This is a genomic window from Pseudomonas sp. 2995-1, from assembly GCF_002742505.1.
GTDB lineage: Bacteria > Pseudomonadota > Gammaproteobacteria > Pseudomonadales > Pseudomonadaceae > Aquipseudomonas > Aquipseudomonas sivasensis.
This window is the reverse complement of sequence record NZ_LJSA01000353.1, coordinates 157182-173014: the sequence shown is the minus strand read 5'-3', so window position 1 is coordinate 173014 and position 15833 is coordinate 157182. Positions and strand designations below refer to the sequence as shown.

The window sequence follows — 15833 nt, the reverse complement described above, 5'->3', positions numbered from 1 at the left end:
ATGTGGGAGGGGGCTTGCCCCGATAGCTAAATGTCAGTCAGTACATCTGTAGCTGACCCACCGCTATCGGAGGCAAGCCCCCTCCCACACTTGATCAGCACCGAGGATTATTCGGCAATAAGCCAATCCATCTGCCACCCACCCTGGGTCTGGCCAAGCTTCTTGGACAGCCACGGCAGCAGTTCACGCAACTCCTCTTCCAGACCCCAAGGCGGGTTGGCAATCGCCAGGCCCGAGCCCGTCAAGGTGTTGGGCGTGTCCAGCGGATGCACCAGCAATTCCACACGCAGCAACTTCGGCGCACCGGTGCCGGCCAGGTCCTGGTAGAAGCGACGCAGCATGCGTTGATCCTTCACCGGGTACCAGATCGCCGCGACGGTTTGGCGCATGCGGCTGACGGCTTCCTTGAGGGAGGCGGCGCAGCGTTGCATCTCGTCGAGCTTTTCAAACGGCGGGTCGATCAGCATCAGCGCGCGTTTTTCCGGCACAGGCAGCAAGGCACGCGGCACATGCCAGCCTTCGCCCAAGTGCACTTTGACGCGGCGATCACCCTTCATATTGTCTTTGAGCAGCACGCCGTCCTCCGGGTGCTTTTCATTGAGCAACACGCGGTCCTGTGGGCGCGTGAGGCGCCGCGCCAATTCCGGCGAGCCAGGGTAGTAGCGTAACTGACCGTCAGGATTCATCTCGTGCAGCACGCGCATGTAATCGGCAGTCAGCGGCGGCAGGTCGCTTTCGCCCCATAGGCGCGCGATGCCTTCCAGATATTCACCCGTGCGATTGGCCTGGTCGCCTTGCAGGTCGTACAGACCAATCCCTGCGTGGGTGTCGAGGTAGGCGAACGGCTGCTCCTTGCGCGACATCAGGGCGATGAGGCGGGTCAAGGTCAGGTGTTTGAAGACATCGGCGTGGTTGCCGGCGTGAAAGGCGTGACGATAATTCATGGTTGCTCCTGCGCAGGGGGCGAAGTTTACCTTCTACGGGCGCAAAGGTGCAGGGCTGCATGCCGGGCGGTGCTTATGTCGTAAAAGCAGGACGGGGACTGAAAAAAATCTAAATGCTGGCGCCAAGGCGGATTTATTGTGGCCATCCACCATCCAGGGAGGTCAATAACAATCATGAAAGACGCCACCATCGCACTGCACCACGCCTTCAAGTCGGACCCGACAACCAAGGCCGTCGCCGTGCCGATCTACCAGAACGTCGCTTTCGAATTCGATAACGCCCAGCACGGTGCCGACCTGTTCAACCTCGACGTGCCCGGCAATATCTACACGCGCATCATGAACCCCACCAATGATGTGTTGGAGCAACGCATCGCCGCCCTCGAAGGCGGTATTGCGGCACTGGCCGTGTCGGCCGGCAGCGCGGCCATTCACTATGCGATCCAGACCCTCACTCGCGCCGGCGACAATATCGTCACCACGCCACAGCTCTACGGCGGCACCTACACCCTGTTCGCCCACTTGCTGCCCAGCTTTGGCGTCGACGTACGCTTCGCCCGCGACGACAGTGCCGCGGCCATTGCCGAACTGATCGACGACAACACCAAGCTGGTGTATTGCGAAAGCATCGGCAACCCGGCGGGCAATATCATCGACATCGAAGCCCTGGCAGAGGTCGCCCATGCCCGCGGCGTGCCGCTGATGGTGGATAACACCGTGGCCACACCGATCCTGTGCAAGCCGATCCAGTTCGGCGCCGACATTGTGGTGCACTCGCTGACCAAATACATCGGCGGCCATGGCAACTCCCTGGGCGGTGCGATCGTCGACAGCGGCACCTTCCCCTGGACCCAATACCCGGAAAAATTCCCCGGCCTCAACCAGCCCGAGCCGGCTTACCACGGCGTGGTCTACACCGAAAAGTTCGGCCCCGCCGCCTTCATCGCCCGCGCGCGCACCGTCCCGTTGCGTAACACCGGCGCAGCACTGGCGCCCATGAACGCCTTCCTGCTGCTCCAGGGCCTGGAAACCCTGGCCCTGCGCATGGAACGCCATACGGAAAATGCCCTCAAGGTCGCGCAATTCCTCCAAGGCCATGCCGATGTGGAATGGGTCAGCTATGCGGGGCTGCCGGATCACCCCCATCACGCATTGGCGCAGAAATACCTGCAAGGCAAACCCTCGGCGATCCTTTCATTCGGCCTGAAGGGCGGGTACGCGGCAGGTGTGCGCTTTTACGACGCCCTGCAAATCTTCAAACGCTTGGTGAATATCGGCGACGCCAAGTCCCTGGCCTGCCACCCCGCGTCCACCACCCATCGACAAATGAACGAACAGGAACAGGCCAAGGCCGGCGTGAAGCCGGAGATGATTCGCCTGTCAGTGGGCATCGAGGCGATTGAAGATTTGATCGAGGACCTGCAACAGGCGCTGGGCTCAACTCAACTCTAAGGCCAGATATTCGGCCAACGCCCCATGGGTGACATCCGGCCGACGAGCGAAATAGGCGACCTTGTGCTGCAAGGTCGCCAACGTGAAGGCGGTGTACAGGTCGGGCCGCTGCTCTTGCAGCCACTGCAAGAGGTTGTCGATCAAGGTTTGCGGTGCTTGCTCTGCCAGGTGTGCCAAGAGCGATGCGGGGACTCGCCACCAAGGGCTGGTGTTGGCCTCGGTCGCAGGCCCCGTCGCGACCGTCAGCGGCTGGCCGTTGATCAAGTAGCGCTGGAACACCGGCAATACTTTTGCCGCCTCATCGCCTAGCCCCTGCAACATCGGCAGACACTGGGTGCCATCCCAGAATCGCAAAAACACTTCCTGGCCATCCGGCAGATAGACCTTGGTCAAACTTTGGAGGTGCGCGATGACGACGTCTAACGGACTGGAAGATACCGCCAGCCACCCCCAATCCATTGTTTCAGTGGTTGCAGCCCATTCAAGAAAGGCGCTGTCAGGTTCGACGATGCCCAAGTAAGGCATGACCTCCTCCCATTCGGCGTAAGCCGTGCCTGTCCAAATTGATTGGGGCAGCGATGCGGCTGAGGTGGCTCGCCAGGCAGCAAGCGGATTGGCGTCGCTGGCAGCGCCCAACACCACGAAGAGCTGCTCATTGGGAAGCAGAGGGAATTGTGTAAGCCAAGCGCTGGGGATCAACCGTTCAGACATGGGGATAACTTCCTTTTAAGGCTGAGCTGAATGAGCGATATCGCACTGCCCTCTCTTGCAGCGCTCACACTCTTCGCAAAAGGGAGCGCTACGCTTGAGGCTAGCCACCTGCACCAGGCTCAGGGGCGCGGGGATAACCGCCAACAGCTTCTCCTTCACTCCAGGCATCAACGGCGCTGCCACAGGAGCAGGACCACTTCCCAACTGAATCGGCACACTGCTGAAAATACCGCCCGCAGACAACGTGATCGACTGCCCTCCCGCCTGGATCGTCACGATGGCCCCCGCATCAATAACAACGCTTTGGCCTGCACCGATCTGAATGGTCAGCCCAGCCTTTACCTGCTGCGAGCCGCCGATCACCAGGTGATCATCCTGCTTGAGTTCGGTGAGCCGATTGCCGTGAGTGATGCGCAGCTCTTCGCCTTGAAGCTCATGGTGCGACTCGCCCGCCACCCTGATACGACGTTGATTGTCGACCTCCACCCGCTGGTCATGCAGCACGTGCTGGGTCCAATCTCGCTGGGCGCGCAGGTAAATTTCCTCGGCGCCCTTGCGGTCTTCGATGCGCAGTTCGTTGTAGCCACCGCCACCGGGGCTGCTCCGACTGCGCAAGATGCTGCGGGTTTTGTCGGCCGGCAGGTCGAGGGGCAGCGACGTCGCAGCGTTGGGCAGGCAACCCACCACCAGCGGCATGTCCATATCACCATTGACGAACCCCACCAGCACTTCCATACCCACTCGCGGAATAAGCACCGCACCATAGCGGTCATGGGCCCAACCGCTGGCGACACGCAGCCAGCAGCTGGAATGATCGTTGTGCTCCCCGGCTCGATCCCAGGCCAGTTGCACCTTGACCCGCCCGTATTCATCGCAGTGGATTTCACTGTCGGCGGGGCCAGTCACCACTGCGTTTTGATAACCCGCCAATGTCGGCCGCGGTTGCTCAGGCAAAGGCGGTCGGAAAATCACGTCCCACGGCGCAGCAACAAACTCGTTGCGATAACCCTGACGAAAATCGCCACCGGCGACCTCGGTCACCGCCTCCTCCAACACCTGGGGTTGCTTGCCTTCATGAGTGACGTGAGTCACCAACCACAAGTCATTCCATGGATCGCGCGGGTGACCGGTCAACGTAAGGAAATGGCCGCTGACCAATGCCGGCTCATCACCGCTGCCGCGGGCAATTCGATAGTCGCTACGGTGGCGCTCCAACCCCCGTTGCGCGAGGTACTTGCCGTGGGACCGGTCGCAAAAGTGGCCGGGATAGCCCTGCGCCTCAAGACGTGGCAGCTGTTCGCTGGCCACGTCACTCTCCAGCACCAGGCTAGGTTTACGGAAATCGTAGTCACGCAGGTTGACCGCCGTGGTGCGGGTTTCCAGTTGCACGGCAAAGCGCTTGATCGCGGGTGTATCCGCCACCATCCCTGAGCCTGGCATGTAGGGCGTTGGCTGATTGGGTTGGGCGAATACTGTTTGATCATCGCCAAATACCAGCAAGTGTCGTTCAGGCGAGTGCTGGAAGTGATAGTGAATCCCCTCCTCAGCACACAGCCGCTGAATGAACGATAAGTCGCTTTCAGCAAACTGCACGCAATACTCGCGCTCGGGGTAAACACCGCTCAGGTGAAATTCGAATTGATCGGCAGGGACCCCCTGCTCTACCAGCACCTGCGCAACAATCTGCGGCACTGTTTGATGCTGAAAAATACGCTGGTGACTGCTGTGGGCCAGGTAGGCCAATTGCGGCACGAGCTTGATCTGATAACGCGTCAGGCGCCGCCCGGAGTCGCCCTGCGCCACCCGATAGACCAGGCCGTGGACGCCATGGCCGAGCTCATCGAAACGCAGAAAAACCTGGCGATGCAGCAAACTTTCCAGGTCGAGGTCAGGCTGCTCACTGACCAGTTCAAGGTCAAAACAATACGGCTGGCTGATGGCTTCCGCACCGTGAAACTCAAAAACATTGAGTTCACTGGGCTCCCCGTCGAGGGTCAGGGTAAAAGCACTTTGATTGGCAGGAGCGAACATCCGGTGTTTCTCTGCGAGGAGTAGGCGGTGGATTCTGCACCACTGTTTTGCACGGCAGAGCGCACGCCCGATAAATCAGCAACTCCCTACACACACGCGCAAAAAAAGGCCCGCCATCCGTAGGACGCGGGCCTTTTTTCAATTCGTAGAGCGCTTAACGCCCGGCGAATTACTTGTTGAGGTTGTAGTCTTTTTCCGCCGCATCAAAGCGCTCGACCATACCGGCGGTCGGGGCGCCCATCTTGCTCACGAAGAAGATCGCGAGGCTGGCGAAGATGAAGCCTGGGATGATTTCGTACAGGCCCAGCAGTTCGAAGTGCTTCCACACGATCACGGTGATCGCGCCGACCAGGATGCCGGCCAGTGCGCCGTTGCGGGTCATGTTTTTCCAGATCACCGAGATCAGTACCACAGGACCAAACGCCGCGCCGAAACCGGCCCAGGCGTAGCTGACCAGGCCAAGTACGCGGTTGTTTGGATTGGCAGCCATGGCGATGGCGATCAGCGCCACCAGCAGCACCATCAGACGGCCGACCCAGACCAGTTCAACCTGGGAGGCGGTCTTGCGCAGGAAGGTTTTGTAGAAGTCTTCGGTCAGGGCGCTGGAGCACACCAGCAGTTGGCAGCTCAGGGTACTCATCACGGCCGCGAGGATGGCCGACAGCAGTACGCCCGCGATCCATGGGTTGAACAGCAGCTTGGCCAGTTCGATGAACACACGTTCGTGGTTCTCGTTGACCGGGCCAGCCACTTCCGGGTGCGCCGAGAAGTAAGCGATACCGAAGAAGCCCACGGCCACAGTGCCGCCCAGGCACAGGATCATCCAGGTCATGGAGATACGGCGTGCGTTGGCAATCGACTTCACCGAATCCGCCGCCATGAAACGCGCGAGGATGTGCGGCTGGCCGAAGTAGCCCAGGCCCCAGCCCATCAGCGAAATGATGCCGATGAAGGTGGTGTTTTTCAGCATGTTGAAGTTGTCAGGGTTCTTCGCTTCGATCGCCAGGAAGGTCGTATCGACACCACCGGTGGCCAGCAGCACGATGATCGGCGTGAGGATCAGCGCGAAGATCATCAGCGTGGCTTGTACGGTGTCAGTCCAGCTCACTGCCAGGAAACCACCGACGAAGGTGTAGGCAATTGTCGCCGCAGCGCCGGCCCACAGCGCGGTCTCGTAGGACATGCCGAAGGTGCTTTCGAACAGACGGGCACCGGCCACGATGCCGGAGGCGCAGTAGATGGTGAAGAACACCAGGATGACCACGGCGGAGATGATCCGCAGCAGGCCGCTTTTATCTTCGAAACGGCTGGAGAAGTAATCCGGCAGCGTCAGGGCGTCGCCGTTGTGTTCGGTCTGTACCCGCAGGCGACCGGCCACGAACAGCCAGTTGAGGTAGGCACCGACGATCAGGCCAATGGCGATCCAGCTTTCCGACAGACCGGACATGTAGATTGCGCCCGGCAGGCCCATCAACAACCAGCCGCTCATATCGGAAGCACCGGCGGACAACGCTGTCACCACGCTACCGAGGCTGCGACCGCCAAGGATGTAATCGGAAAGGTTGTTGGTGGAGCGATAGGCCATGAAGCCGATCAGCACCATTGCTGCGATGTAGATCACGAATGTGATCAGAGTTGGATTACTTACGCTCATTTGAGTGACGCCCTGGCTTTGTTTTTATGTAGCGGCGGTCTGTCAGACGGCCACCCACTGGTCAGTGGGTAAACGTAGCTGCATGCCGCGCATTTATGACTGACGTTTCCCCAGGAAAGCCGTCAGCCGATGAACCCCGGTTTACGGATGGTTGCACCTTGGCCGCGAATGCTATTCAACAAAGCAAATAAGGTGCAACCAGTTTCTGGGGAATAAGTTGCACCTGAGTACAAAATCCGCAAAACACCCTGTTTTTGCTCCCTTTCGGAGCAAGAACAGCCGATCTAAGAAGTAAAAGCACCAAGACAAAGCGCATTCTGCTGGCGTCAAAATTAATTCGGATGAAGCGTCGAAAATTTCATGGATAAAAAGGGTTGCACCCGGTTGCACCTCTGCATGCGCAAAGCTAATCTTGCCGCCAGCTAATGCCACTCGGTAGTGGCACCCATGAGGATAAGAAAATGGCGACGACCACCCTTGGGGTCAAACTTGACGACCCGACCCGCGAACGCCTGAAGGCAGCCGCGACCTCCATTGATCGCACGCCGCACTGGCTGATCAAGCAGGCGATTTTCAATTACCTGGAGAAACTGGAGGGTGGTGCAACCCTGACCGAACTCAACGGTTTGAGCAGCAAGGATGCCGATGACGCGGGTGAGGTCCAGGCCGACCATGCGCACCAGTGCTTCCTTGAATTCGCCGAGAGCATCCTGCCGCAGTCCGTACTGCGCGCATCCATCACTGCCGCTTACCGTCGCCCAGAGCCGGAAGTGGTGCCGATGCTGATCGAGCAGGCGCGTCTGCCGGCTCCAATGGCTGAAGCCACCAACAAGCTCGCCGCCTCGATTGCCGAAAAACTGCGCAATCAGAAAAGTGCTGGCGGTCGTGCCGGCATTGTTCAGGGCCTGCTGCAGGAATTTTCCCTGTCATCCCAGGAAGGCGTGGCCCTGATGTGCCTGGCCGAGGCGCTGCTGCGCATCCCGGACAAGGGCACCCGTGACGCGCTGATCCGCGACAAGATCAGCACCGGCAACTGGCATCCGCACCTGGGCAACAGCCCGTCGCTGTTCGTCAACGCTGCCACCTGGGGTCTGCTGCTGACCGGTAAACTGGTCGCCACCCATAATGAGGCCGGCTTGACCTCGTCCCTGAGCCGCATCATCGGCAAAAGCGGCGAGCCGATGATCCGCAAGGGCGTCGACATGGCCATGCGCCTGATGGGCGAGCAGTTCGTCACCGGCGAAACCATCGCCGAAGCCTTGGCCAACGCCAGCAAGTTCGAAGCCAAAGGTTTCCGCTATTCCTACGATATGCTCGGTGAAGCCGCACTCACCGAACACGATGCCCAGAAATACCTGGCGTCATACGAACAAGCGATTCATTCCATCGGCAAAGCGTCTCACGGCCGTGGGATTTATGAAGGCCCGGGCATTTCCATCAAGCTGTCGGCACTTCACCCGCGTTACAGCCGTGCGCAGTACGAGCGCGTGATGGACGAGCTGTACCCGCGCCTGCTGTCCCTGACCTTGCTGGCCAAGCAATACGACATCGGCCTGAACATCGACGCCGAAGAGGCCGACCGCCTGGAGCTGTCCCTCGACCTGCTGGAGCGCCTGTGCTTCGAGCCGCAACTGACCGGCTGGAACGGCATCGGTTTCGTGATCCAGGCCTACCAAAAGCGTTGCCCCTATGTAATCGACTACGTCATCGACCTGGCGCGCCGCAGCCGCCATCGCCTGATGATCCGCCTGGTAAAAGGCGCGTACTGGGACAGCGAGATCAAACGCGCCCAAGTCGAAGGCCTGGAAGGCTACCCTGTGTATACCCGCAAGGTGTACACCGACGTTTCCTACATTGCCTGTGCACGCAAGCTGCTGTCGGTGCCGGAAGTCATCTACCCGCAGTTCGCCACGCACAACGCCCACACCCTGTCCGCCATTTACCATATCGCCGGTCAGAACTATTACCCCGGCCAGTACGAGTTCCAATGCCTGCACGGCATGGGTGAGCCGCTGTACGAGCAGGTCGTAGGCAAGGTTTCCGACGGCAAACTGAACCGTCCGTGCCGCGTGTACGCACCGGTCGGCACCCACGAAACGTTACTGGCTTACCTGGTGCGTCGCCTGCTGGAAAACGGCGCCAACACCTCGTTCGTTAACCGCATCGCCGACCAGTCCATCTCCATTCAGGAGCTGGTGGCTGATCCAGTGGCCAGCATCGAGCAAATGGCCACGCAGGAAGGCGGCTTCGGCTTGCCGCACCCGCGTATTCCATTGCCGCGCGACCTGTACGGCAGCGACCGCGCCAACTCGGCCGGTATCGACTTGGCCAACGAACACCGCCTGGCGTCGCTGTCCTGCGCCTTGCTGGCAACCGCACACAACAACTGGAAAGCCGCGCCGATGCTGGGTTGCGCCACCAGTGATCAACCGGCTGCGCCAGTACTGAACCCGTCTGACCTGCGTGATGTGGTTGGTCAGGTTCAAGAAGCTACCGTCGAAGACGTCGACAACGCGATTCAATGTGCCATCAACGCTGGCCCGATCTGGCAGGCCACCCCGCCCGCCGAGCGTGCCGCGATTCTGGAACGTGCCGCCGACCTGATGGAAGGCGAGATCCAACCGCTGATGGGACTGCTGGCTCGCGAAGCCGGCAAAACCTTCGCGAACGCCATCGCCGAAGTGCGTGAAGCCGTGGACTTCCTGCGTTACTACGCCGTACAGGCCCGTAACGACTTCACCAATGATGCCCACCGTCCGCTGGGCCCAGTGGTCTGCATCAGCCCTTGGAACTTCCCGCTGGCGATTTTCAGTGGTCAAGTCGCAGCCGCATTGGCCGCCGGCAACCCGGTATTGGCCAAACCTGCCGAGCAAACCCCGCTGGTGGCTGCACAAGCCGTGCGCATCCTGCTGGAAGCCGGTATTCCGGAAGGCGTGCTGCAACTGCTGCCGGGCCAGGGCGAAAGCGTGGGTGCCCGCCTGGTCGGTGATGATCGCGTCAAAGGCGTGATGTTCACCGGTTCCACCGAAGTCGCGCGCCTGCTGCAACGCAATGTCGCCGGCCGCCTGGATGCCCAGGGCCGTCCGATCCCGCTGATCGCCGAAACCGGTGGCCAGAACGCGATGATCGTGGATTCTTCGGCACTGACCGAACAAGTGGTCATCGACGTGGTGTCCTCGGCCTTCGACAGCGCCGGCCAGCGTTGCTCGGCCCTGCGGGTACTGTGCCTGCAGGAAGATTCGGCAGACCGCGTCATCGAAATGCTTAAGGGCGCCATGGCTGAATGCCGCCTTGGCAACCCGGAGCGCCTGTCGGTAGACATCGGCCCGGTGATCGACGCCGAAGCCAAGGCCGGCATCGAGAAACACATCCAGGCCATGCGCGACAAAGGCCGCAATGTGTACCAGGTGGCAATTGCCGACGGTGAAGAAATCAAGCGCGGCACCTTCGTGATGCCAACCCTGATCGAACTGGAAAGCTTTGACGAACTGCAACGCGAGATCTTCGGCCCGGTACTGCACGTGGTGCGCTACAAGCGCAAAGAGATCGACCAGCTCATCGGCCAGATCAACGCCTCCGGCTACGGCCTGACCCTGGGCGTGCACACCCGTATCGACGAGACCATCGCCAAGGTGATCGACAACGTCAATGCCGGTAACGTCTACGTAAACCGCAACATCGTGGGTGCCGTGGTCGGCGTGCAACCGTTCGGCGGCGAAGGCTTGTCGGGCACAGGCCCGAAAGCCGGTGGTCCGCTGTACCTGTACCGCTTGCTGTCGACCCGTCCTACCGATGCGATCGAGCAATCCTTCGTACGTGGCGACACGTTGACTGCACCGGATGTGCGTCTGCGCGACGCGATGAGCCAACCGCTGACCGCCCTGAAAACCTGGGCCGACAGCAATTCGTTCAGCGAGCTGAGTGCTCTGTGCAGCCAGTTCGCCGCGCAATCCCAAAGCGGTATCACCCGTCAGTTGGCCGGTCCGACCGGCGAGCGCAACAGCTACGCCATCCTGCCCCGCGAGCACGTACTGTGCCTGGCGGAAGTGGAAGGCGATCTGTTGACTCAACTGGCGGCGGTATTGGCCGTCGGCGGTTCGGCGGTATGGCCGGAAACTGACCTGACCAAGGCCGTGTTCCTGCGCTTGCCGAAGGAAATTCAAGCGAAGATCAAGCGCGTGGCGGATTGGACCAAGGACGAGGTGGTGTTTGACGCCGTCCTGCATCACGGTGATTCAGACCAACTGCGTGCGGTGTGCCAGCAAGTGGCGCAGCGCGGTGGGGCGATTGTCGGGGTGCATGGCTTGTCTCAGGGCGAAACATCCATTGCCTTGGAGCGCCTGGTGATCGAACGGGCGTTGAGCGTTAACACCGCTGCAGCGGGCGGTAACGCCAGCCTGATGACCATCGGCTAACTGACGAAACGCGGTAAACATGTGGGAGGGGGCTTGCCCCCGATTGTGGTGGATCAGTCAACTTATCTCTGGCTGACCCACCACAATCGGGGGCAAGCCCCCTCCCACATTTGATCGCACTTCAAATGATCATCTGTGTTTTGCCACTCCATCACTTAGATCAATCTTGCTGTTCACCCTTAATTCGCGCACTTAGACTCAGGCCAATTCCTCCAAAGGTAAGCCGCCATGTCCGAGATGCTGCTCAGTTCCCGCAATCTGGCTTTCGAGCTGTACGAAGTCCTCGATGCCGAGGGCCTGACCCAGCGCGAGCGGTTTGCCGAGCACAATCGCGAAACCTTCGATGCGGCCATCAGCACCGCGCGCTCCATCGCCGAAAAATATTTCGCGCCGCATAACCGCAAAAACGACGAAAACGAACCGCGCTACGAAGACGGCAAGGCGATCCTGATTCCGGAAGTCAAACCGGCCGTGGATGCGTTCCTGGAAGCCGGCTTCCTCAATGCCGCCCGCAGTTTCGAAGCGGGTGGCATGCAGTTGCCGACCTTGCTGTCCCAGGCCTGCTTTGCGCACTTCCAGTCCGCCAACGCGGCATCCACTTCCTACCCATTCCTGACCATGGGCGCGGCCAACCTGATCGAAAGCTTCGGCACCGAGGAGCAAAAACAGCGCTTCCTGCAACCGATGATCGACGGGCGTTTCTTCGGCACCATGGCCCTGACAGAACCCCACGCAGGCTCATCGCTGTCGGATATTCGTACCCGCGCCGAACCTGCGGCTGACGGCAGCTATCGACTCAAGGGCAACAAGATCTTTATCTCCGGAGGCGACCACCCGCTGTCGGAAAACATCGTGCATATGGTGCTGGCCAAGCTGCCGGATGCGCCGGCCGGGGTGAAGGGCATTTCGCTGTTCATCGTGCCCAAATTCCTGGTTAACGATGACGGCAGTCTCGGTGCACGCAACGACGTGCTGTTGGCCGGGCTGTTTCACAAGATGGGCTGGCGCGGCACCACGTCGACCGCGCTTAACTTCGGCGATAACGGCAACTGCGTCGGCTATCTGGTGGGTAAACCACACCAGGGCTTGAGCTGTATGTTTCAGATGATGAACGAGGCACGCATCGGCGTCGGCATGGGCGCGGTCATGCTCGGTTACGCCGGCTACCTGTATTCCCTGGAATACGCTCGCGAACGCCCGCAAGGTCGTCTGCCCGACAGCAAAGACCCAAGCACCGCGCCGGTTTCGATCATCCAGCACGCAGATATCAAGCGCATGCTGCTGACCCAAAAAGCTTACGTAGAAGGCGCGTTCGACCTGGGCCTGTATGCCGCGCGCCTGTTCGATGACACCACGACGCTGGAAACCGAGAGCGAACGCAAACAGGCCCACGAACTGCTGGACCTGCTCACGCCCATCGTTAAATCCTGGCCGTCGGAGTTTTGCCTCAAGGCCAACGAACTGGCGATCCAGATCCTCGGCGGCCACGGCTACACCCGTGAATACCCGGTGGAGCAGTACTACCGCGACAACCGCCTGAACCCGATCCATGAAGGCACCCATGGCATCCAGTCTCTGGATTTGCTAGGCCGCAAGCTGGCACAGAACGGCGGCGCGGGGCTCAAGCAACTGATCCGCCTGATCGCCGACACGGGCTCGCGGGCGCAGGAATATCCAGGCCTGACGGCATTAAGAGAGCCGCTGGAACACCTGGTCACCCGCCTGCAAAGCGTGACCATCGGCCTGCTGACGGATCTCGCCCACGGCAAGGTCAACAGCAGCCTGGCGAACTCGGCGCTGTACCTGAAGGTATTCGGGCATACGGTAATTGGCTGGCGCTGGCTGGAACAGGCGATTCGCGCCGAAGAAGGGCTGGCCAAGGGCAATGCGGCGGATGCTGCCTTCTATAAAGGCAAGCTCCAGGCCGCCCGTTACTTCCTGACCTGGGAAGTACCGGGCTGCCATCATGAACTGGCGATTCTGGAGGCGCGGGATGATACGTGCCTGGGGATGCAGGATGCGTGGTTCTAAGGCTGGATCGCCTTGGAAATCACCTCGACCGTGGCGCTGACTTGCTCTTGGTAACGGTCGAGTTCCTGCTGATGAGCCTGCTGCAGTTCAATCTGCTCGGCGCACAGGTTCAGCGCCGCCAGCACCAGTAATTTGTCACCGATCAGGGTCGGGTACTTTTTCTTGGTGGTGGCCAGGGAGGCCTTGAGCATGGTCACGGCGTGCATCAGGGTCTTGTCTTCCCCGGCTGGCGCCTTGATCGAGTAATCCTCTCCGAGAATCGAAACGACCTTTATCCCTTCATTCATGCGCCGACAGGCCCTGCGCTCACACGCTCAACCAACGCCTGGATGCGGGCAGCGGTGGCGCCGTGTTTTTCTTCCTGCTCCATCAAGCTCAGTTGCAGGCTGTCGTTCTCATCCTTGGCGTTAGCCAGTTCGGCCTTGAGGGATTCGTTGCTGCTCAGCAGGTCTTGATTCTGCTGTACGAGGTCGTTGACCAGTTGTTCCAATTGGCTGAGGGATGCTTCTAACATTTTGATTTCTCGGGCTTTTTCAAAGGGCGGTGACGATAAAGAAAATTCACCTCGGATGCCAGGGTTATCCCCGGCGCGCAGCCCGATTTTTAGGGGCCGGGCCGCACTTTCGAGCCTTAGTGACTGCATTTACCCGATCTGGTTCCTGAATCGGCCAAACCCCTCGTCAGATGCGACAAAAACGCACACGCCCCTTTAGACTTTAGTCGTACGACCGATAGAGATGCACACCCCGTCTCACCCCTCGCACGGATCGCGCTTCTCCCCAGGATTCCCGCATGTCGCTTCGTAATATGAATATCGCTCCGAGGGCCTTCCTCGGTTTTGCGTTGATTGGTGCACTCATGCTGTTTCTCGGTGTATTCGCCCTCAACCAGATGAGCAAAATCCGTGCTGCCACCGAAGACATCACCTTGTCCAGCGTGCCAAGCATTCGCGCCCTCGATGAGTTCACCCAACTGACCTTGCGCCTGCGAGTGCTGTCGTACCGCTTGCTGACCAACCGCGAGCCGGACGTGCAGCAAAAGACCCTGGAAGCCTTCGAACTGCGTAACCAGCAGATCCGCACAGCCCAGGGCATTTACGAAAAACTGATTGAAGGCAGCGAAGAGCGCGCCACCTACAACGAGTACGTGCGCTTGCTTGGCCAGTACCATCAAATTGAAGAGCGCATGAAGAGCCTGTCACGGGCCAACCAGGTGGACGAGCTGCGCAGCCTGCTCAACACCGAGTTGCTGAGCAACTCCGAGCAGGTCAACGCCGTGCTGACGCGCCTGCTGGACCTCAATAACAAGATGGCCCTGGCCACAAATCAGGAGGCCGAAGACCAATACAACTTGGCGTTCAATCTGGTCGTGGGCCTGCTGGTGATCGCCACGGCGCTGACGATGTTGTTTGCCTGGCTGCTGACCCGCAGCATCACCCTGCCGATTTCCCAAGCGCTCGAAGCGGCGGAAGAAGTTGCCGAAGGCAACCTGACCCGGCCGATCAAGGTCGACGGCAACGACGAAGCCGGACGCTTGCTGGCCGCCATGGCCAAGATGCAAGACAAGCTGCGCGACACCCTGCAACGCATCGCCGGCTCCGCCACCCAACTGGCCTCCGCCGCCGAGGAGCTGAATGCCGTCACCGACGAAAGCGCCCGTGGCCTGACCCAGCAGAACAACGAGATCGAGCAAGCCGCCACCGCCGTCAATGAGATGACCAGCGCCGTCGAAGAAGTCGCGCGCAATGCGGTGAGCACCTCCGAGGCCTCGCGCAACGCCACCACCTCAGCCGGTGACGGCCGTGACTTGGTGCAGGAAACCGTCAGCGCCATCGAGCGCATGAGCGGCGATGTACAAGCCACCGCCACCCTGATTGGCGACTTGGCCAATGAGTCGCGTGATATTGGCAAAGTGCTGGACGTGATTCGCGGCCTGGCTGACCAGACCAATCTGCTGGCCCTGAACGCGGCGATTGAAGCCGCGCGTGCCGGCGAAGCCGGGCGTGGTTTCGCGGTGGTTGCCGATGAAGTACGGGCGTTGGCCCATCGCACCCAGCAGTCCACCAGCGAGATCGAGCGGATGATCGGCAGTATCCAGGCCGGCACCGAGCACGCGGTGGATTCGATGCGCAACAGCACCGAGCGCGCTGAGTCGACGCTGAACATCGCCAAAGGTGCCGGGATGTCGCTGGACACCATCAACACGGCGATTGTCGAGATCAACGAGCGCAACCTGGTGATCGCCAGCGCGGCGGAAGAGCAGGCGCAGGTGGCGCGGGAAGTGGACCGCAACCTGGTGAACATTCGTGACCTGTCGGTGCAGTCGGCGACCGGCGCCAGCCAGACCAGTGCGGCCAGCAGTGAGCTGTCGCGCCTGGCGGTGGATTTGAATGGGATGGTCGGCCGCTTTCGCCTCTAACTGCCTGCACTGGCTTGAAATGTGGGAGGGGGCTTGCCCCCGATAGCGGTGGGTCAGTTACAGATAAGCTGACTGACATACCGCCATCGGGGGCAAGCCCCCTCCCACATTCAGATCTGCGCCCGGCGTTAAAAGCTTTTTGACAGCACAGCAATTCAACAGGTTAGAATCCCTGGC

At 60.3% G+C, this 15833-nt stretch carries 10 protein-coding genes; 4 read left to right on the top strand and 6 right to left on the bottom strand.

Features of this window, described 5'->3' with window-relative positions:
- Positions 1-107: 107 nt before the first annotated feature.
- Positions 108-944, bottom strand: a complete 837-nt coding sequence (locus AOA61_RS14765) for a 23S rRNA (adenine(2030)-N(6))-methyltransferase RlmJ (RefSeq protein ID WP_016975658.1) — start codon at positions 942-944, stop codon at positions 108-110.
- 174 nt (positions 945-1118) lie between these two features.
- On the opposite strand from AOA61_RS14765, the gene AOA61_RS14760 reads away from it, so the two are divergent.
- Positions 1119-2396 (top strand): O-acetylhomoserine aminocarboxypropyltransferase/cysteine synthase family protein, encoded by a 1278-nt coding sequence (locus AOA61_RS14760; protein WP_032890357.1) that lies wholly within the window; start codon positions 1119-1121, stop codon positions 2394-2396.
- Here AOA61_RS14760 and AOA61_RS14755 read toward each other — a convergent pair.
- The 3 genes from AOA61_RS14755 to putP all read right to left on the bottom strand — a co-directional run bounded on the left by AOA61_RS14755 (position 2382) and on the right by putP (position 6792).
- Positions 2382-3107 (bottom strand): DUF4123 domain-containing protein, encoded by a 726-nt coding sequence (locus AOA61_RS14755; RefSeq protein ID WP_095186102.1) that lies wholly within the window; start codon positions 3105-3107, stop codon positions 2382-2384. The genes AOA61_RS14760 and AOA61_RS14755 overlap by 15 nt on opposite strands.
- Before the next feature lie 15 nt (positions 3108-3122).
- The gene (locus tag AOA61_RS14750; RefSeq protein WP_099602031.1) at positions 3123-5138 is read right to left on the bottom strand and encodes a type VI secretion system tip protein VgrG; all 2016 of its coding nucleotides are present in this window, start codon (positions 5136-5138) and stop codon (positions 3123-3125) included.
- 169 nt (positions 5139-5307) lie between these two features.
- Positions 5308-6792, bottom strand: coding sequence for a sodium/proline symporter PutP (gene putP, locus AOA61_RS14745; protein WP_032890351.1), 1485 nt, complete (start codon positions 6790-6792; stop codon positions 5308-5310).
- Between the two features lie 461 nt (positions 6793-7253).
- Between putP and putA the strand changes: the two genes are divergently transcribed.
- A complete protein-coding gene (gene putA, locus AOA61_RS14740) occupies positions 7254-11207 on the top strand; it encodes a trifunctional transcriptional regulator/proline dehydrogenase/L-glutamate gamma-semialdehyde dehydrogenase (RefSeq protein WP_032890349.1) in 3954 nt (1317 codons plus the stop codon).
- A gap of 228 nt (positions 11208-11435) precedes the next feature.
- Positions 11436-13238 carry an acyl-CoA dehydrogenase gene (locus AOA61_RS14735; protein ID WP_099602030.1) on the top strand — a complete coding sequence of 601 codons (1803 nt, stop codon included), beginning with the start codon at positions 11436-11438 and terminating at the stop codon, positions 13236-13238.
- Here the strand turns inward: AOA61_RS14735 and AOA61_RS14730 are convergent.
- Together AOA61_RS14730 and AOA61_RS14725 are read right to left on the bottom strand one after the other, a co-directional pair.
- Entirely contained in the window at positions 13235-13525 is a 291-nt protein-coding gene (locus tag AOA61_RS14730) for a cell division protein ZapA (RefSeq protein WP_032890345.1), read from the bottom strand. The two genes, AOA61_RS14735 and AOA61_RS14730, sit on opposite strands and share 4 nt — an antisense overlap.
- Positions 13522-13752 (bottom strand): hypothetical protein, encoded by a 231-nt coding sequence (locus AOA61_RS14725; protein ID WP_032890343.1) that lies wholly within the window; start codon positions 13750-13752, stop codon positions 13522-13524. The genes AOA61_RS14730 and AOA61_RS14725 overlap by 4 nt, the downstream gene beginning before the upstream one ends.
- A 278-nt stretch (positions 13753-14030) precedes the next feature.
- On the opposite strand from AOA61_RS14725, the gene AOA61_RS14720 reads away from it, so the two are divergent.
- A complete protein-coding gene (locus tag AOA61_RS14720) occupies positions 14031-15656 on the top strand; it encodes a methyl-accepting chemotaxis protein (RefSeq protein ID WP_032890341.1) in 1626 nt (541 codons plus the stop codon).
- The last annotated feature ends 177 nt before the right edge of the window (positions 15657-15833 follow it).

Excerpts from the sequence above, each read along its gene's own strand:
- AOA61_RS14735 (WP_099602030.1), top strand. The coding sequence starts at position 11,436 with ATGTCCGAGATGCTGCTCAGTTCCCGCAATCTGGCTTTCGAGCTGTAC.
- AOA61_RS14720 (WP_032890341.1), top strand. The coding sequence starts at position 14,031 with ATGTCGCTTCGTAATATGAATATCGCTCCGAGGGCCTTCCTCGGTTTT.
- putP (WP_032890351.1), bottom strand. The coding sequence starts at position 6,792 with ATGAGCGTAAGTAATCCAACTCTGATCACATTCGTGATCTACATCGCA.
- putA (WP_032890349.1), top strand. The coding sequence starts at position 7,254 with ATGGCGACGACCACCCTTGGGGTCAAACTTGACGACCCGACCCGCGAA.
- AOA61_RS14760 (WP_032890357.1), top strand. The coding sequence starts at position 1,119 with ATGAAAGACGCCACCATCGCACTGCACCACGCCTTCAAGTCGGACCCG.
- AOA61_RS14755 (WP_095186102.1), bottom strand. The coding sequence starts at position 3,107 with ATGTCTGAACGGTTGATCCCCAGCGCTTGGCTTACACAATTCCCTCTG.
- AOA61_RS14765 (WP_016975658.1), bottom strand. The coding sequence starts at position 944 with ATGAATTATCGTCACGCCTTTCACGCCGGCAACCACGCCGATGTCTTC.
- AOA61_RS14750 (WP_099602031.1), bottom strand. The coding sequence starts at position 5,138 with ATGTTCGCTCCTGCCAATCAAAGTGCTTTTACCCTGACCCTCGACGGG.
- AOA61_RS14730 (WP_032890345.1), bottom strand. The coding sequence starts at position 13,525 with ATGAATGAAGGGATAAAGGTCGTTTCGATTCTCGGAGAGGATTACTCG.
- AOA61_RS14725 (WP_032890343.1), bottom strand. The coding sequence starts at position 13,752 with ATGTTAGAAGCATCCCTCAGCCAATTGGAACAACTGGTCAACGACCTC.